We start from the raw sequence: 16,500 nt of genomic DNA on the forward strand, positions 1-16,500 counted from the left end.
GTGAGGTCCAGCCTACGGCTGGAGTCGGCCTCCTGCCCCACGTGCCGGCTCGGCCGGGGGCACCTTCCGCCGTGACGAGTTCCGGGCCGGAGCGCGAGTCTGTCGTGGTGAGCCTCGTAGGACGTGGTACGACGCTGCCTGGCACGAGAGACCACGGAGGACGCCATGACGACCACGCCCGGCAACACGAGCAGTGACCTCCCCGGCAAGCCGCCGGTCGTCGACCTGGCCACCTGGCAGGCGGCGCGCGAGGAACTGCTGGTCCGCGAGAAGGCGCACACCCATGAGGGCGATGCGATCGCCGCGGCCAGGCGGCGGCTGCCGATGGTGGAGTTCGACGGGACGGTCGAGGTCGTCGGGCCCGACGGGCCGGTCCCGTTCCTGGACCTGTTCCAGGGGCGCGACGAGCTCGTGGTCTACCAGCACATGTGGTACGACGGTGCGCCGCACCAAGGGCAGTGCGAGGGCTGCACCACCACGGCCTGGCACGTGAAGGACGCGGTCTACCTCAACGCCCGGGGCGTCTCGTTCGCCGTCCTGACCACGGGACCGTGGGAGGAGGTGGCTGCCTACGTCGAGTTCATGGGCTACACCCAGCCCTGGTACTCGGTGCGGGGCGTGGAGGCACCGGTCGGCGGAGAGATGGGTTACCTCGTCTCTTTCCTGCGCGACGGCGACCGGGTGTTCCTCACCTATGCCACGACAGGCCGTGGCAACGAGCGGGTCAACGGGTCTCTCGGCCTGCTCGACATGACGCCCTACGGCCGCGGCGAGGCGTGGGAGGACAATCCCGAGGGCCGGCCGGTGATCGGCGACGTCCGCGAAGGGTACCCGGCCGAGAGCCGTCAGGCCTGCTGGTACTGGCGCTCGGACGCCGACGGCCGCGCCACCTGGGGCCCGACCAGCCGCCCGGTGCCGCAATGGACCCGCCCCGGCGCGACCCCCGTGGAAACCCTCGGCCGGGACAGCCACCAGTGAGCCGGAACTCCGTCGGACGGCACCGGGGTGCCGTGCCCTGCGCACGGACGTAGCCTGCGATATCCGGCCTTCTCCGACTGAACCGATGAGGAGTGATGGAGATGCCTCCCGCCGACGAATCGCCCTGCCAGATGATGAAGCGTCTGGCAAAGGAACTTGGGAAGGAAATCCGCCGCACCGAAGAGCGGATCCGTGAGCTCGAAGACAAGATCGCGAGCCTCCAGGCGCAACCGGATCCACCCGAGCAGGAGATCCAGGCCCTCCAGCAGACTCTGGAGAGTCTCCGTACCAAGGTGGCCGACGACAACCTTTCCCTCTCGACCCTGCAAGACGTGATCACTGAGAACTGCTGAGCTCGTTCTTCGCCCCTTCGTTGCTTCGCCCGCCCACGTCACCCACATGGCGCAGGGAACCGTACGGCCCTCGTGCGCTGCCGGGGCCCGGATGTGAGCGTGACAGTGACAGTGCAGCGTGCGTCCGACTGCCGGAGGAGGCGAGCGTCGTGGCCGGACCGAATTCCGGCAGAGAGTTTCCGGGGGCGGACATCATCAAAGAAGGGATGGTCATACCAATGCGGTGACCGTTGAATTCCCCGCACTCTCCCCCCACCATGGCCTCGGAGGCACCTCATGCCCGAGCACCACTCCGGCCCGGGTCGCCCGCATCCCCCCACAGCGGCGGCCATCCTCCTCTCCCTGCTGACCGTACTCACCCTGCTCGTCACTCTCCCCGGAACCGCCGCCGCGGAGGCCGGAATCATCCGGCCGACCCACCCCGAGCAGGACTGGATGGGCTCGACCATCCGCGCTCACGAGGGTGAGCGCGGCCTGGCGGCCAAGGGCTCCTCCCTGCCCGACCCCTCGGAGCCCGACCTCCCCCCGGCGGACCCCATGGCGAGCGCCGCGGTAAGCGCCTCGGTCAACGGTGTGGACGTCAGCAGCCACAACGGCAACGTTGCCTGGTCCAAGCTCTGGAACAGCGGTGTCAGATTCGCCTACGCCAAGGCGACCGAGGGCACCAGCTACACCAACCCCCACTTCGCCCAGCAGTACAACGGTTCGTACGACGCGGGCATGATCCGGGGTGCGTACCACTTCGCCCTGCCGAACAACTCCAGCGGCGGAGCACAGGCCGACTACTTCGTCCGCCACGGCGGCGGCTGGACGGACGACGGCTGGACGCTGCCGGGCGTGCTCGACATGGAGTACAACCCCTACGGCAGCACCTGCTACGGCCTGAGCACGGGCCGGATGATCGACTGGATCGACGACTTCCTCGACGCCTACCGCGACCACACCGGGCGCGACGCGGTGATCTACACCTCTACGACGTGGTGGAAGAAGTGCACCGGCAACTACGGCGGATTCGGCAAGTACAACCCGCTGTGGGTGCCGCGCTACGGCTCCTCCTCAGGTGAGCTGCCGAACGGCTGGGGCTTCTACACCTTCTGGCAGCACACGAACACCGGTCCCACCGTCGGCGACCACGACCGCTTCAACGGCTCGTACAGCAGGCTCGAGGCGCTCGCCTACGACTGACCGGGCCACGGGGTGAAGGACGGCGGGCCACCGCACCGACGTGCCGGGGGCTGCCGTCCTTCACTCATCAGCGGCTGCACGCATATTGCGTTGTGAGCCCAGGGGCAGGTCCATAGGGTCATCGGCATGTCTGTACGTCTTCGTATGCGTCAAGCACTGCCGGAAGCGATGCGCGCCCGCGACAAGGTCGCAGTGAGTGCCCTGCGTGCGACACTCGCCGCGCTGGACAACGCCGAGGCGGTGCCCGTGGACGAAGCCGAACTCCGCGGCGCGGCTCTTGAGCACTCGCCGGTCGGTGCCGGCGCGACCGAAGCGCCGCGGCGTGAACTGAGCGAGCGCATCATGGTTGATGTCGTACGCGCCGAGGCCGCCGAGCGACTGGAGGCTGCAGCGCAGTTGACCGCGCTCGCGCATGCCGACCGAGCCGCGCGGCTCCGCGCGGAGGCCGCCGTACTGCTGCGCTTCCTCGACGGGCCCGGCACCGCGTAGGACGCCGGGCCGGGCCGAGGCGAGGCCGCTCCTGTCACAGCGGTCACGGTCGGGAGTCGGGTGCTGTGATCTCCACCAGGCGCGGGGTGGCGAAGCACCAGCGCAGCCACAGCACTGATTCGATGTCCCAGAAGGGTGCCGCGGCCAGGCCGTCCGTCACCGGGATGCGGAACCCCTGGGCGGCGACGATCGCGCGCAGGGTCATGTGCACCCCGGCGAAGTCCTGGGCGGCCTTCGCCCAGTCGGGGTAGACGTCGTCGCCGCGGACCAGCGGGTAGCGTCCGACGAATGCCGCCCAGTCGCTCGCGCCGCCGATGCCGAGGACGTCGGCGGCGGGATCCGTGACCGGCAGCTCCCAGGTCTGCCAGGGCCGGGGATGGAGACTCGATCCCAGGTCGAGGAACATCCGCCACATGCCCGGCCCGTCACGCCGCGCCGTGGACGTGTAGAGCCCCAGGTGGAACGGCTTCGTGCTGGGCGGGGTGGGATCCCCGCCGGGCGCGGTGAAGTGCTCCTGGTCCGGGGCGGGCCGCCGGTGAGGCATCAGCTCGTGCGGAGCTGTGCCGATCCAGTGCTGTCTCGTCCGGTCGAGCGGCCCCCGGACGAGACATTCCGCGTCCCGGGCGAGCCGGCCCAGCAGCAGGCAGCTGTCGGCCGTCTCGTCCGCTTCCTCCACCTCGGACGGCGCCAGGATGGCCGGTCCACCCGCCAGGGCCGTCATTTCAGGCTCGGTCCACGCCGTCATGACGGAGGTGAAGTGGCGCAGCCGGGCGTCCGTGTCGGCGGTCGGGTCCACGGCCGCGTCGAGCTGTGCCACTCGCCGACGCAGGATCCGGGCAGGGGTGGGGCGCACACCGTGATCCTTCCCCGGCGGCGCCCCATGGCAACACGGTGCCGTCCTTCCGGCGGTCGTGGGTCAGCGGGTCCAGTGGGTCCGGCGGATTCAGCAGTTCAGGGTGACCTCCTGGCCGAGAGCGTTGGCGGAGGCGGTCGGCGGGCGGTAGCCGGGCGGGAAGACGACCTTGAAGTACATCCAGCCCCGGTACTTGCCGGGGCTGCACCTCACGGCCGCGTTGTTCTGGGCGCTGCGGGTGTTCCTCTGCGTCCTCAGCGCCGACTGATTGACGAGCTGCCCGTTCTTGTACAGGGCCGCGCGCGTGGTGATCTCCGGCACGGGTGCCGTGCACGAGACCGTCACGACGACGTTGATGGTGCCGGGCACGTGGGTGGAGTTGTGCGGGCGCTGCACCTGGCCCTCGCATCGGATCACCGCGGACGCGTCGGCATCCGAACCGGACTTGCCGGCGTCGACGCTGCCGCCGTCGGCGTCCCGTCCCCCGGGCACGGTGGCCGGGGCGGACGGGTCATCGTCCGCCCCTCTGGCCGCGGCGGGTGAGGTGCCGCCGATGAACGCCAGGACTGCCATTGACGCGGCGGCGACCGCCGTCCTCCATGTGCGCATATCTGCTCCTCTGTGCGTGCCTGATCCGGTTTGGGCGTGAGCGCGCCAAGAAGAGACTGTACAAAGGGGAATCGTTTCGTCGTGAAAGGTGACATATGTTCGAGTGTGGATCGGGGTGACTGCCCGAATCGACTGACCCTCCGTCAAGAACACGCGCCACGGCAGCTGTCTGCCTTCGGAGCACATTGCAGAGCTTTCTCTGCAGAGAACTCTATGCAGAGAATCCTCTGCAACTTACGATGTCGGCATGGCCGATGAACCCCAGCGCACAGCGCCACCCGCCAAGCCCCCACGCCGCATGGATGCGCGCAGCCTGCGCGGGCTGGCTCATCCACTGCGGATGCAGATCTTCGAACTGCTGAGTCTGGACGGCCCCGCCACCGCCACCGGGCTCTCCGAGCGGCTCGGGGAGAACACCGGCACCGTCAGCTGGCATCTGCGCCATCTCGCGGAGCACGGCTTCATCGAGGAAGAGGCCGGGCGGGGCACGAAGAGGGAGCGTTGGTGGAGAAGGGCCGGCGGCGCAAACGAGCTGCACACCGCCGATTTCCGTGACGACCCCGACAGCCGTGGCGCGCTGTCGGTCTACTTGCACGAGCTGGTGCACCAGTACTTCGGCAGGGTGACGACCTACCTCAACGAGGACTGGGACGGCTCATGGCGCGACGCCGGAACGGTCTCGGACTGGCGCGACCTGCGGATGACACCGGATCAGCTGGCGGCGCTCAACGCCGAACTGATGGCCGTCATCGCCCGCCACACGCCCGCCCCGGACACCGAACCGTCCCCCGACGCGCTCCCCGTCGTCGTACAGCTGCAGTCCTTCCCCCGCAAGAGACGCGGCATCGCATGAGCGGGCGCATGCGCCGCGGCGGCCTCCTGCGGCGCCACCGGGACTTCCGTCTGCTGTGGTGCGGTGAGACCGCCGGCAAGTTCGGCGCGTCCGTCACCGGGGTGGCGATGCCGCTGATCGCCGTCACCCACCTGCACGCCGACACGTTCACGGTCGGTCTGCTGACCGCGGCCGGCTGGATCCCCTGGCTGATCATCGGCCTCCCGGTGGGCGCCTGGGTGGACCGGAGCCGACGCAGGCCGATCATGCTGGCAGCCGCCGCGGTCTCCTTCGTCCTGTTCGCGGGCGTCCCGGTCGCCGCTCGGGCCGGGCAGCTGAGCGTGGGTCTGCTGCTGGCCGTCGCCCTCCTGACGGGCACGGCCGCAGTGTTCTTCCAGACCGCTTACAGCGCCTACCTCCCCAGCATCCTGGAACCCGACGACCAGCCGGAAGGCAACGCCAAGCTGCACGGCAGCGCATCCGCCGCACAGATCGCCGGGATCAGCACGGGCGGCCTGATCGCGCAATTCACCGGTGCGGTCAACGCGATGTTCGCCAACGCCACGACGTTCCTCGTGTCCCTTCTCTGCCTGTCGGGCATCCGCCATCGCGAGGCGCGCCCCACCGGAACCGCTCGGCACTCCAAAACTCTGGTCAGCGACATTGGCGAGGGCCTGCGGCTCGTCGCACGAGACCCCTGGCTCCGTACCCTGACGCTCTTCGGCGCCACCTCCAACCTGGCCCTCATGGGATACCAATCGATCCTGGTGGTCTTCCTCGTCCGAACCGTCGGACTGGACGCCGGCCCCGTCGGCGCGATCATCGCGGCCGCCGGTGCAGGGGGCGTCGCCGGAGCCCTCGCCGCACGCAGGGTCGCAGGCCGGGTCGGCACAGCCCGCGCGACACTGCTCTTCGAACTGGGGCTGCCCGTATTCGCCCTGCTCATCCCGCTGACCACAGACGGAGCCGGAGTCCTGCTCTTCATAGCCGGCGGCTTCTGCGTCTCCGCCGGTGTCGTGGCCGGCAATGTCATCAAAGCGAGCTTCCAGCAGCGCTACTGCCCACCGGAGCTCCTCGGCCGCCTCACCGCGACCACGGCATTCCTCAACTACGGAACCATCCCGCTGGGAGCGCTGCTCGGCGGAACCCTCGGCGAAGCCCTCGGGGTCCATGCAGCCATGTGGATCACCACGGCCGGCGTGCCTCTCGCCGGGCTGCTCCTGCTCTTCTCCCCCATAGGGCGGACCCGGAACCTGCCGACGTCCGGCGTGGTCGGAGCCTCAGGTGTCACCTACCAGAGAGTGTGAACGCCGGGACTCCGGGCGACCCCGCCAACTATGAAAAACCCTTGGCGCCCCGGATGTCCGTACTCCTAGAGTGATCCGTGTCCAGGTGCGAAGGCAGGACCTACTTCCACTCTTCATGGGGAGGCCGCGGGTTCGAGTCCCGCCGCCGGCACACAGGCCGGTGTAGCTCAGTCGGCAGAGCACCTTGTCGGTTCCGCCGCCTCGATCTCTGGACACCAAGCTTCAGCACCTCCCGGTGCGCGGGCCACGGCTACTTCGTTGTGATCGAATCCCATGCCGTGGCCACTTTGAACTCGGGAGGCGCGGCACCGGGGCGTCCGGTGCGCAGGTGACGGTTACTTCTGGAACAGCCGGTCGCGGGTTCGAATCCCGCCCCAGCCACGGGCTGGTGTAGCTCAGCCAGGAAGAGCAGTTGTCTGTACCGTCGCCGACCTCGTGATCTCGGACGCCCCCGTGCCGTGCTTCCCCGACGAATTCGGGGGAATTCGCATGGCACGCTTCAACGCCCGTGCTTCCAAGACGGCCGGGCCCGTCTCGCCCGTGACCACGACCGGGCGGCGCGCCCGCACGCACCTCGGCGGCAAGGGGCGCGCGCGGGACGCGCGCTCCGAGCTGTTCCTGCTCGCGGTCGCCAACTTCGTCTCCCAGCAGACCCACCACGAGAGCGGTACCGCTCGTGACGACCGGTTCGCCACGCTCGTACGCAAGCTCGCCGTCGAGGACCCGGCCTGGACCGCCGGCCTCCTCCGGTGGCTGCGCGGCGACGGACAGATGCGCACCGCTTCCCTTGTGGGCGCCGCCGAGTACGTCAAGGCACGTCTCGACGCCGGCGCCACCGACGGCCCGACCAACCGCCAGGTCGTCGACTCCGTGCTGCGCCGCGCGGACGAGCCTGGCGAGATGCTGGCCTACTGGACCTCCACCTACGGCCGGAACGTCCCGAAGCCCGTCAAGCGGGGCATCGCCGACGCGGCCAAGCGCCTGTACACCGGCCGCAACCTCCTGAAGTACGACACCGCCTCCAAGGGCTACCGCTTCGGCGACGTCCTCAACCTCGTCCACCCCACGCCCGACCCGGACAAGCCGTGGCAGGGCGCGCTGTTCCAGTACGCCCTGGACCGCCGCCACAACCCCGACACCGCCACCCCGCCCGCCTCCGACCGCACCCTGACCGCGCACCGCGCGCTGATGGCCGTGCCCGCGGGGGAGCGGCGGGCTGTGGTCACCGGTCCCGGCGGTGCCGAGCGGCTCGCCGCAGCGGGCATGACCTGGGAGGCGCTGGCCGGTTGGCTGCAGGGCCCGATGGACGCGGCGGCGTGGGAGGCCGTCATTCCCTCCATGGGCACGATGGCCCTGGTCCGCAACCTGCGGAACTTCGACGAGGCCGGAGTCTCCGACGAGGTCGCCCAGCAGGTCGCGGCGCGGATAGCCGACCCGGAAGAGGTCGCGCGGTCCCGGCAGTTCCCCTTCCGGTACCTGGCCGCCTATCAGCACGCGCCCTCACTGCGCTGGGCGTACCCGCTGGAGCGGGCCCTGGGCCACTCGCTGCAGAACGTGCCCGGGCTGCCCGGCCGGACCCTGGTCCTGGTCGACCGCTCCGGCTCCATGTGGTCACCGCTGTCCGACCGTTCCCAGCTCAACCGCGCGGACGCCGCGGCCATCTTCGGCACGGCCGTGGCCATGCGCGCGGCTGACGCCGATCTCATCGAGTTCGGCACCACCAGCGCGCCCGTGGCCTACCGCCGCGGCGAGTCGGTCCTCAAGGTCCTCGAGCGCTTCGGGAGCCTCGGCGGGACCGACACCACCGAGGCGGTGCGCCGGCACTACCGCGGCCACGACCGGGTCCTGATCGTCACCGACGAACAGGCCGCCCACCACCACGCGGGCGACCCGACCGAGCAGGTCCCGGCCCGCATCCCGGTCTACACCTGGAACCTGGCCGGCTACCGGCCCGGCCACGGCCCGTCGGGATCCGCCGACCGGCACACCTTCGGCGGGCTCACCGACGCGGCATTCCGGATGGTGCCGCTGCTGGAAGGCGGCCGGGACGCACGCTGGCCCTGGGAGGACTGAGCGCTGTCCCTGCCGCTGCCATTGCCGTCGGGGCCGTCGGACCCGTCGGGTCCGCGGCCCCGGTCGCATCGCCGGAGTGGTCGCGCAGGGTGGCGGTGGCGATGTCCAGGAAGTCCCGTACGGGTCCTGAGCAGCTGCTCTCCGGCGCCGCCAGACAGGTCTCGACGGGCAGCGCATCGGTGACGGGCAGGTAGACCAGGTCAGGGCGGGAGTAGGAGCCCGCGACGCTGACGGGGACGAATGCGATGCCCTGCCCGGAGGCGATGAGCTCGAACTTCTCCTCCACTGAGGACGTCCGCCGCGTCCTGACGCCGAGGGTCGGCTCACCGTCGAGATCGGCCGACGTGAGTGTGCGCCGGCCGGCCAGCGGATGCGTCACGGGCAGGCACACGACCTTGGTCTCGTGACCGATGGGGACGGTGCGCAGCCCCGAGTCGTCGAAGGGGTGCCGGAGGTATCCGACGTGCGCGCGGCCGTCGCGAAGCGGCGCGTCCTGCTCCCACCAGCGCAGCGGGAAGACATCGATCCCGACCTCCGGGCGGCTCGCCGTGAACGCCCGGATCGCCTCCGACACGTGCAGGCCGGGCGAGAAGGCGATGACGAGCCGTTGCGCGCCCTGCTCGGCCTCGTGTACGCGCCGCAGCGCCGCGGCCACCACCGTGGTGATCCTCTGCGCCTCGTCGTACAACTGCTGTCCGGCAGGCGTCAGTTCAACGCTGCGCGTGGTCCGCGTGAAGAGCCGGCATCCCAGTTCCTGCTCGAACGCGCGGATCTGCCGGCTGAGGACCGGCTGCGCGATGAACAGCGCCTGTGCCGCCCGGCCGAAGTGCCGGTGCTCGGCCACCGCGACGAAATAGCGGAGCTTCCGCAGATCCAAATCCAGATCCATGCCTTGACGGTATCAATTGCGCCGGAAGGGTATTGGACGCCCGGCTGGATCACTCGGAGACTCGAACCATGAGTGATCGTCACCGGCGCTCCGGCACTCCGACGGTCCTGAACTCCCTGACCCACGATAGGAATCACATGACCGACACACGCAAGACCGCTCTCATCGTCGGGGCCTCCCGGACCCTGGGCCTCGGCCTCGCCGCCGAGTACCTCCGCCGCGGCTGGGACGTCATCGGCACGGTCCGCGGCAACCGGCGCACCGGCCTCCACGACCTGGCCGAAGCGTCCGAAGGACGGCTGACCGTCGAGTCGCTGGAGATGACCGAGCCGGAGCAGATATCGGCCCTCGGCGACCGACTGGCACAGCGCACCCTCGACCTGCTCTTCGTCAACGCCGCCATCACACGCGGCGACATCCCGATCGGCGAGGTGCCGACGGACATGTTCACCGAGGTCATGGTCACCAACGCACTCAGCCCGATGCGCGTCGTGGAGTCCCTCCGCCCGCTGGTCGCGCCGACCGGGACCATCGGCGTCATGTCCTCCGACCAGGGCAGCATCGCTCTCAACACGGAGGGCGGGCAGGACCTGTACCGGGCCAGCAAGTCCGCCCTCAACCAGCTGATGCGCAGCTACGCCGCCCGCTACGCCGAGGGCAAGCGGACACTGCTGCTCATGGACCCGGGCTGGGTGCGCACCGAACTCGGGGGACCGGACGCCGATCTCAGCGTGGAGGAGAGCGTTCCCGGGGTGGCGGAGACGATCGAGAGCCGCCGGGGGGTACCCGGCCTCCACTTCCTCGACCACCAGGGGCATGATGTGCCCTGGTAGAGGCCGTGACCGGCGTTCGCCGCGTCTCGTAGGCCGCTACGCCACCTCGCGTCACGATCACCGGCTTCGACCTGCCGGCCCGCGACCCCGCTCGGACAACGGAGGTACCGCACATGAACGCTGACACCGACCGGCCGACGTTCCTGCTGGTCCACGGAGCCTGGCACGGAGCCTGGTGCTGGGACCTTCTACGCGCCGCGCTCGACGCCGAGGGCCGGCGGTCCCAGGCGGTCGACTTGCCGAGTGCCAATCCCTCGGCCGGCCGGTACGGCGGCGCCCGCCCGGCGGGCATGCTGGACGACGCGGACGTCATCCGGGACAGCCTCCGGCGCATCGACGGCCCGGTGGTGGTGGTCGCCCACTCCTATGGAGGCGTCCCCGCCACGGAGGCCGTCGCGGATGCCGCGAACGTGGCAGGGGTGGTGTACCTCGCCGCCTTCCCACTGGACGTGGGCGAAAGCATGTTCACGTTCATCGGAGCGCCCGTGCCGGACGATGGCACGGGCCATACCCCGCCGTACGAGGACGCCCGGCGCATACTCTTCGACGACGTGCCCGAGGCCGATGCCGACCGCGCCGTGGCCCGGCTGCGCCCGCAGAGCGTCCGGTCCTTCACGGAGCGGGTGACCACGGCAGGATGGCGCACCGTGCCCTCCAGCTACATCGTCTGCGACCACGATCAGGCGCTCGAACCGTCCCGGCAACACGAGCTCGCCGCGCGCGCCGATTCCGTCCACCGGTTGCCGAGCAGCCACTCGCCGTTCCTCTCCATGCCCCGGCAACTTGCCACTCTCCTGGGCCGGATCGCCACCGCCACCTCCACCCTCCCCGCTCCGCGACGATGACTCGCCCCGTCGGCGAGGACCGGCCGGTCCGCCGTCGTCCGCTTCAGCGGGCGGAAGGAGCCCGCTCCTGCTCCTCTGCGACCTCCTCTGCGACCATGCCCAGTTCCCGCATGCGTCCGATGGTCCGGTCGTGCTGTTCGTCCCCGAGGCCCGTGCTCAGCCAGGCCGTTGCGTACCGCGGGTACCTTGCCGGGTCGTACGGGAGGTCCAGCCCGGATTCGTCGACGGCCGCCATCTGCCGGCGGAAGCGCTCGGTCTCCTCCGGGGTCTCCGGGTCCCTGACGTAGCTGACCGTCCACTGGTGGCGGTCGATGCCGCCGAGAGTCGCGTGCCAGAGGTGCCAGTCGAAGGCCACGACGTCGCCCGGCCGGGTCTCCAGCACCTGGAGGGGGAGCCCGGCGAGCTGGCGGCGCAGGCGCTTGCCGTCCCACTCGCCCGCCCAGACACCGGACTCGCGGTGCCATTCGGCCAGTGCGGCGCTGTAGTCGGCGTGGTGGGAGCCGGGCAGCACCCGGAGGGCACCGGTGTCGGCCTTCACGTGCTCCAGGTACATGATGAGCTTGATGCCGGACATCCCGGGGACCGCGTCCTTGTGCAGCGGGGCCTCCCGGTAGAAGAGGACGCTTTCCGCGAAGGTCGGCAGCACGTTCCCGACGAGTTGCCCGGCCGTGCCGAGGAACCGGGGGTCCTCCAGCAGGGACAGGCTCAGCGGCGTCCGTTCCGGCGTCATCATGGGCAGGTAGCGGCCGGGGATCCCGCCCCCGTCGGTCCGCTCGTCGGTGGCGAAGGCGTCGGCGTGGGCCCGCCGGACCTCCTCCGTCAGGCGTCCGGTCTCGTCGTCGCTGAGGAGCCGCGGCAGTACGACGTAGCCGAAGTTGCGGTAGTGCTCGACCTGCTCCCGGGAGAGTCGCATCAGGGTTTTCCTTCCTTCCCGGGCTTACGCCGCCGGTCCTTGGGAGCTGTCGGGCAGCAGCGCGGCCCGGGCGGTGCGGACGGCCTTGTCCTCCGCCGGGTTCAGCGCGCGGTCGTCCTCGTCCGCCCAGCGCGCCCAGACGGAGTCCTCGGGTGAGGTGAAGCCCGCGTTCTGGCGCAGGTTGATGGTGTCGTCGCGGCCCAGCAGACGCAGGGCCCGCCGGTCGCCGGTGCGGCGGGCGGTGCGGGCGAGGGCGGTGCAGTTGGGGCCGGTGAAGGTGTCGTCCTGGCGCATCGCGGAGGTGTTGAAACCGATGCCGAGGAACTGCCGCTCCTCCGCCAGGACGCTGTGCGAGCCGGAGTGCAGCAGGTTGTGGTGGATGACGACGAGGTGGCCCGGCCGGGTGGCCAGCAGCCGCTCCTCGGGGTGGGGCCGGTCCAGCGCGTCGGGGGCGATCGTCACGGCGCGGCGGTGGGAGCCGGGGACGACGCGGAGGGGGCCCGCGTCGTCCGTCATGGGCTGGAGATAGAGGAAGCAGATGATCAGCAGGGGGTGGGCGTAGCCGCCCTGGGGGAAGGAGCCGAAGCGGTCGCGGTGCCAGTGCACCGGCAGGCCGCGGAGTTCGGTCTCCATCGCCGGGGCCCCGAACAGCACGGTGCTGTCGAGCTGGACCCGGGGGCCCATGACGGCTTCCGCGAACCGCAGCAGCCGGGGCCGGCTGACCGCCGGCCAGATCTCCCGGGGATAGCGCTCCACCAGGTTGGTGACGAAGAGCGGCCGGTCGTCGGTGCCGTCGGTGAACCGGGTGTCGGCGACGGCCCGTTCGCGCAGCCTCCGGAAGCCGGCCACGTCCTGTGCGGTGAACAGGCCGTCGAGCACGACGTAACCGTCTTCCCGGAAGGCATCGACGGCTCGTGCGACGTCCTCGGGACGGTCGAGCAGGTGGGTGATCACGGGCTTTCCACGCTCCTCTTGTCTCGTGCCGTCCCGGCCGGCTTCCTGTCTCGTGCCGTCCCGGCCGGCTCGTCCGCCGCCGCTCTCCGGTGGGACGCCGCGCGCAGCGCCTGCACCCAGAGCGTGTACATCCGGTTCTCCCATTCGCGGGCGATGCCGAAGAGCCGGTTGGCGTGCATGTGCGCGAGGCTCGCGTGGATCTCGCGCGGGGGCTGCCACAGGTCACCGGCCCGGTGCAGCCCGTCCACCGTGCCGGCGGCTGCGGGCAGCAGGTCGGCGTATGGACGGAGGAGGTCCGGCGGCGGGGCGTCGTCCCCGGGCTCGGCGGGCGCGGGGTGGTCCGCGGCGGCGATCCGCAGGCCGAGGCGGCGGACGAGGCCGCGGACGGTGTCGTCCGCGCGGTGGCCCTCGCTCAGGTCGGCCGCCAGGGAGAGGCGTTCGGCGGGGTCGAGCCCCCAGTGGGCGAAGAAGCGGTCCAGGGTGAAGGCGGCCTCCATGAGGCGCCCCGGGCCGGGTTCCGCGGCCCGCGCGTCGCCGAGTACGGCCGCGCAGACCGTGCTGTCGGCGCCGAACGCGCGCTCCATGGCGGCGAGCGCGGCCGGACCGCCGTACCGTTCGGTCTCCGGCCGGTAGGTGTCGACCGCGACGGCGGACAGACCCTCGGCGTCGGCCGCCTCGCGGGCCCAGCGCAGCGCCCGGGTCAAAACGCCTTCCCCCGCCTCCGGGACGGCGCCCCGCAGCCGCAGGCGCAGGTGGTGGTCCGGGTCGGCGTACCGGATCCAGAACCAGCGGTCCAGCAGGCCGTCGTCCTCAAGACTCCGGACGAGGCCGGGGACACGGCCGGCCGCCACGCGGTCGAGCTGCTCCGGCGTGCCGTAGAGCTTGAGGTACGCCCAGTCGCCGCCGGGCAGGCACCGGCGGTCCGCCGGGGCGAGGACCCGGTCGGACCGGCGGCGGGCCGGGGCCTGGACGGGGGGCGTCGCCTCCGCCGGCGCGTTTCCGGCGCGGAGGCTTCCCGTCGTGACCACCGGGACGACGACCTCGGAGAGGTAGGGCGCCCCGGCCTCGTCCCGCAGCCACAGGTGATCGAAGTCGGGCAGCATCTCCTGGACGACGACCCTTTGCCGTCCCTGTTCCCGGGCCCGGTGCAGCTGGGCGGCCAGTTCGGCGGCGAAGGCGGGGTGTTCCAGGTCCAGGAGCAGGCGGTTGTCGAATTCGACCAGGTACACGTGGCGCGGCACGCGCCACTCCCGGCGCCAGCGCCGGACGCCGCGGAACCAGCGCTCGTCCGCGCTGCCCGGGCCCTGCGGGACCACCGTGGTGTCGGTGACGTTCCACTGGGCGGGGCTCAGCACGATGCGGTCCCGGACCAGGCGCGGCAGGAACGGGGCCTTGCCGACGCCGCCCCAGTGGAAGACGGACGGCAGGGGGCGGGCGTCCTCCGCGATTTCGAGGAGGAACCGGCAGGCGTTCGGCGCCTGCATGGTGGTCAGCATGTGGCTCTGCCCGACGGACAGCCGACGGCCCAGCCGCCGGGAGCGGACGACGAAACGCCCGCCCTCGACCCCCACCGTGAGGTCGGACAGCGGCAGCACGCGGTCGGCGGGCACGGACGGCGCCACGTTGACGGCGATCTCGTAGGGCCGGACGACCGGGTGGAGGGCGACGTTCGCCGCCCGGCCCGCGCTGGGCAGGTAGCTGAGCTCGACCGGCAGGGCTGCCTCGGCGCGCGCCTCGGCCTCGTAGAGCTCCCGCAGGGCCGAGAGTTCGGCCTCGTCGAGCAGGTCGTGGAAGCGGCTGAGGGAGCGGCCCCCCGGGGCCAGGGGGGTGACGCCGAGGACGGCCCGCCAGTCGCCGCGGTCGAGGTGCTCCCGGCTGCGGGCGTGCAGTTGGAGGAACACGTCGAGGGCGGACGGGGCGGGCGAGTCGGCGGGTGTCCAGCGGGTGAGCCGGGTGATCAGGTCGTCGGTCAGCTCGACCTCCGTCTCCCCGGAGTTGAGCGCGCCGCTGACGACGCGCAGCAGGATGTCGTCGCGCTCCTGTTCACGGGCGGGGGACGGGGGAGCAGGCGGTCGCACGGGGCGCGGTTCGGTGTAGGTGGCGGGTGGGCCGAGCCCGGTTTCGGGCGACAGCAACTCCTCCACGGGTACCCGGGCCCCGATGCCGTACCGCTCCAGGAAGGCGTCCCGGTAGGCCGACAGGTGGTCGTGGCCGTGCGGGAACCGGCCCAGGCGCAGCAGGAGCTCCGCGGCGTCGGCGGCGGCTTGGGCCACGTCCCGGTGCAGGGTGCGGCCGACGGTGGCGAGGCGTGCGTCGGCCTGTGCGGCGGGCGTGGTGGTGCACAGCGCGTGCTGGCTGCGGTGGAGGGCGCGCAGCGCGTCGTCGGCGTCCGCAAGGGCGGCGCGGTCGAGGCCGGCGGTGCGGTCGAGGCCGGCGGTGCGGTCGAGGACATCGTCCAGGGCCGCGGTCAACGATGCGCCGCCGGGAAGGCGGTCGACCGCGTCGCGCACGGAGCGGGTGGGGTCGGGGTCGGTGAGTGACGGGCGGAGGGCGCCCACGAGGAAGTGGCTTTCCCGGAGCTTGCCGAGGAGCGCGGCGATCCGTTGCGGACCGGCCTGGGGGAACTCGGCGGCGAGCTTGGCGTGCAGGTCCCCGAAGGCGATCGGTTCCGTCGCGTGGCCGAGGACGGCGGCGACCGGCCGGGAGATCCGGACCGTGGCCCGCCGGACGTCGCGCCGCCCGTAGACGTCGGCCTGCGGCAGGACGAGCCGGTCGTCCACGACGTGGCAGGCGCGGTTGACGTGGACGGGCAGGGCGGCGCGCAGCGTCTCGTCCTGTTCGATCCGTTCGATGACGCCGAGCAGCCAGCCGAAGTCGGCGCGGGTGCGGACGGCGGCGAGTGCGGTGGCGCCCAGGCGCTCGGTGCTGCTGTCGGCGAAGCGGCCGACGGAGACGCCCGCGAACGCCCCGAACGGGGTGGGGCGCGTGCTCATGCGTGTGACGTAGCGCAGCAGCGCGGCGCGGGTGCGGGCGCGCCGCCGCGACTCCTGCCCGTCGGCGGTCGTCTCGGACGGGTCCGGCCCGGCGAGCCGGTGCGCGACGGCGTCGGCCAGGGACGGGCTGGCGAGCCGGAGGGCGAGCCGTACGGCGGGCAGGGCGGCCGTCCGGAGCAGGTCCGCCTCCCACGTGCGCACGTCGCTACCGGGCCGGGGGCCGGCCTGCGAGAAGACGTCCGTGCTCAGTGCCGGGGCCCGCAGAACGTAGAACGGCGCGGGCTCGTACAGGGGCCGGTCCGGCTCCGCGGTGCGGACGGTCACGTGCGCTCTCTCCTTCACCAGTGGGTGGGGCGGCGCATCCTTCGACAAGGGTGTGCCGCTTCGCTCCCCG

General features: G+C 71.5%; 15 protein-coding genes. 9 read left to right on the forward strand and 6 right to left on the reverse strand.

Annotation, left to right across the window (positions count from 1 at the left end; translation table 11 throughout):
• The first annotated feature begins 165 nt into the window (after positions 1 to 165).
• From NQU55_RS14710 to NQU55_RS14725, 4 genes are all read left to right on the forward strand, one after another.
• Entirely contained in the window at positions 166 to 978 is an 813-nt protein-coding gene (locus tag NQU55_RS14710) for a DUF899 domain-containing protein (protein WP_256790651.1), read from the forward strand.
• A 101-nt stretch (positions 979 to 1,079) separates the two neighbouring features.
• Positions 1,080 to 1,331, forward strand: a complete 252-nt coding sequence (locus NQU55_RS14715; RefSeq protein ID WP_256790652.1) for a hypothetical protein — start codon at positions 1,080 to 1,082, stop codon at positions 1,329 to 1,331.
• A gap of 276 nt (positions 1,332 to 1,607) precedes the next feature.
• Positions 1,608 to 2,516 (forward strand): lysozyme, encoded by a 909-nt coding sequence (locus tag NQU55_RS14720; RefSeq protein ID WP_256790653.1) that lies wholly within the window; start codon positions 1,608 to 1,610, stop codon positions 2,514 to 2,516.
• Between the two features lie 168 nt (positions 2,517 to 2,684).
• Complete coding sequence (locus NQU55_RS14725; protein WP_168094580.1) at positions 2,685 to 3,005, forward strand: hypothetical protein; 321 nt, start codon at positions 2,685 to 2,687, stop codon at positions 3,003 to 3,005.
• Between the two features lie 43 nt (positions 3,006 to 3,048).
• Here NQU55_RS14725 and NQU55_RS14730 read toward each other — a convergent pair whose 3' ends face one another.
• Together NQU55_RS14730 and NQU55_RS14735 are read right to left on the reverse strand one after the other, a co-directional pair.
• The gene (locus NQU55_RS14730) at positions 3,049 to 3,858 is read right to left on the reverse strand and encodes a hypothetical protein (protein ID WP_168094576.1); all 810 of its coding nucleotides are present in this window, start codon (positions 3,856 to 3,858) and stop codon (positions 3,049 to 3,051) included.
• A 90-nt stretch (positions 3,859 to 3,948) separates the two neighbouring features.
• Positions 3,949 to 4,467: a hypothetical protein gene (locus tag NQU55_RS14735; protein WP_168094577.1), complete on the reverse strand. Its 519-nt coding sequence runs from the start codon at positions 4,465 to 4,467 to the stop codon at positions 3,949 to 3,951.
• 247 nt (positions 4,468 to 4,714) lie between these two features.
• On the opposite strand from NQU55_RS14735, the gene NQU55_RS14740 reads away from it, so the two are divergent.
• From NQU55_RS14740 to NQU55_RS14750, 3 genes are all read left to right on the forward strand, one after another.
• Positions 4,715 to 5,320, forward strand: coding sequence for an ArsR/SmtB family transcription factor (locus NQU55_RS14740; RefSeq protein WP_168094578.1), 606 nt, complete (start codon positions 4,715 to 4,717; stop codon positions 5,318 to 5,320).
• Positions 5,317 to 6,606 (forward strand): MFS transporter, encoded by a 1,290-nt coding sequence (locus NQU55_RS14745; RefSeq protein WP_256790654.1) that lies wholly within the window; start codon positions 5,317 to 5,319, stop codon positions 6,604 to 6,606. The genes NQU55_RS14740 and NQU55_RS14745 overlap by 4 nt, the downstream gene beginning before the upstream one ends.
• Before the next feature lie 489 nt (positions 6,607 to 7,095).
• Positions 7,096 to 8,679 carry a TROVE domain-containing protein gene (locus NQU55_RS14750; RefSeq protein ID WP_168096728.1) on the forward strand — a complete coding sequence of 528 codons (1,584 nt, stop codon included), beginning with the start codon at positions 7,096 to 7,098 and terminating at the stop codon, positions 8,677 to 8,679.
• Here the strand turns inward: NQU55_RS14750 and NQU55_RS14755 are convergent.
• Positions 8,606 to 9,562: a LysR family transcriptional regulator gene (locus NQU55_RS14755; RefSeq protein ID WP_256790710.1), complete on the reverse strand. Its 957-nt coding sequence runs from the start codon at positions 9,560 to 9,562 to the stop codon at positions 8,606 to 8,608. The genes NQU55_RS14750 and NQU55_RS14755 overlap by 74 nt on opposite strands.
• A 143-nt stretch (positions 9,563 to 9,705) precedes the next feature.
• Here NQU55_RS14755 and NQU55_RS14760 point away from each other — a divergent pair, with 143 nt between their 5' ends.
• Both NQU55_RS14760 and NQU55_RS14765 read left to right on the forward strand, forming a co-directional pair.
• Entirely contained in the window at positions 9,706 to 10,401 is a 696-nt protein-coding gene (locus NQU55_RS14760) for an SDR family oxidoreductase (protein ID WP_168094312.1), read from the forward strand.
• 113 nt (positions 10,402 to 10,514) lie between these two features.
• Complete coding sequence (locus tag NQU55_RS14765; protein WP_168094311.1) at positions 10,515 to 11,246, forward strand: alpha/beta fold hydrolase; 732 nt, start codon at positions 10,515 to 10,517, stop codon at positions 11,244 to 11,246.
• A gap of 43 nt (positions 11,247 to 11,289) precedes the next feature.
• Here the strand turns inward: NQU55_RS14765 and NQU55_RS14770 are convergent, their stop codons facing one another.
• Genes NQU55_RS14770 through NQU55_RS14780 form a run of 3 tightly spaced genes read right to left on the reverse strand, consistent with a single transcriptional unit; the run spans position 11,290 to position 16,430 of the window.
• Positions 11,290 to 12,159: a phytanoyl-CoA dioxygenase family protein gene (locus tag NQU55_RS14770; protein WP_168094310.1), complete on the reverse strand. Its 870-nt coding sequence runs from the start codon at positions 12,157 to 12,159 to the stop codon at positions 11,290 to 11,292.
• Between the two features lie 24 nt (positions 12,160 to 12,183).
• Entirely contained in the window at positions 12,184 to 13,113 is a 930-nt protein-coding gene (locus NQU55_RS14775; protein ID WP_168094309.1) for a phytanoyl-CoA dioxygenase family protein, read from the reverse strand.
• Positions 13,110 to 16,430: a lantibiotic dehydratase gene (locus NQU55_RS14780; RefSeq protein ID WP_168094308.1), complete on the reverse strand. Its 3,321-nt coding sequence runs from the start codon at positions 16,428 to 16,430 to the stop codon at positions 13,110 to 13,112. Before NQU55_RS14780 ends, NQU55_RS14775 begins: the two co-directional genes overlap by 4 nt.
• Positions 16,431 to 16,500: the final 70 nt, after the last annotated feature.

It is taken from the genome of Streptomyces telluris (genome assembly GCF_024519335.1).
In the GTDB taxonomy this organism is placed as follows: Bacteria; Actinomycetota; Actinomycetes; order Streptomycetales; family Streptomycetaceae; genus Streptomyces; species Streptomyces telluris.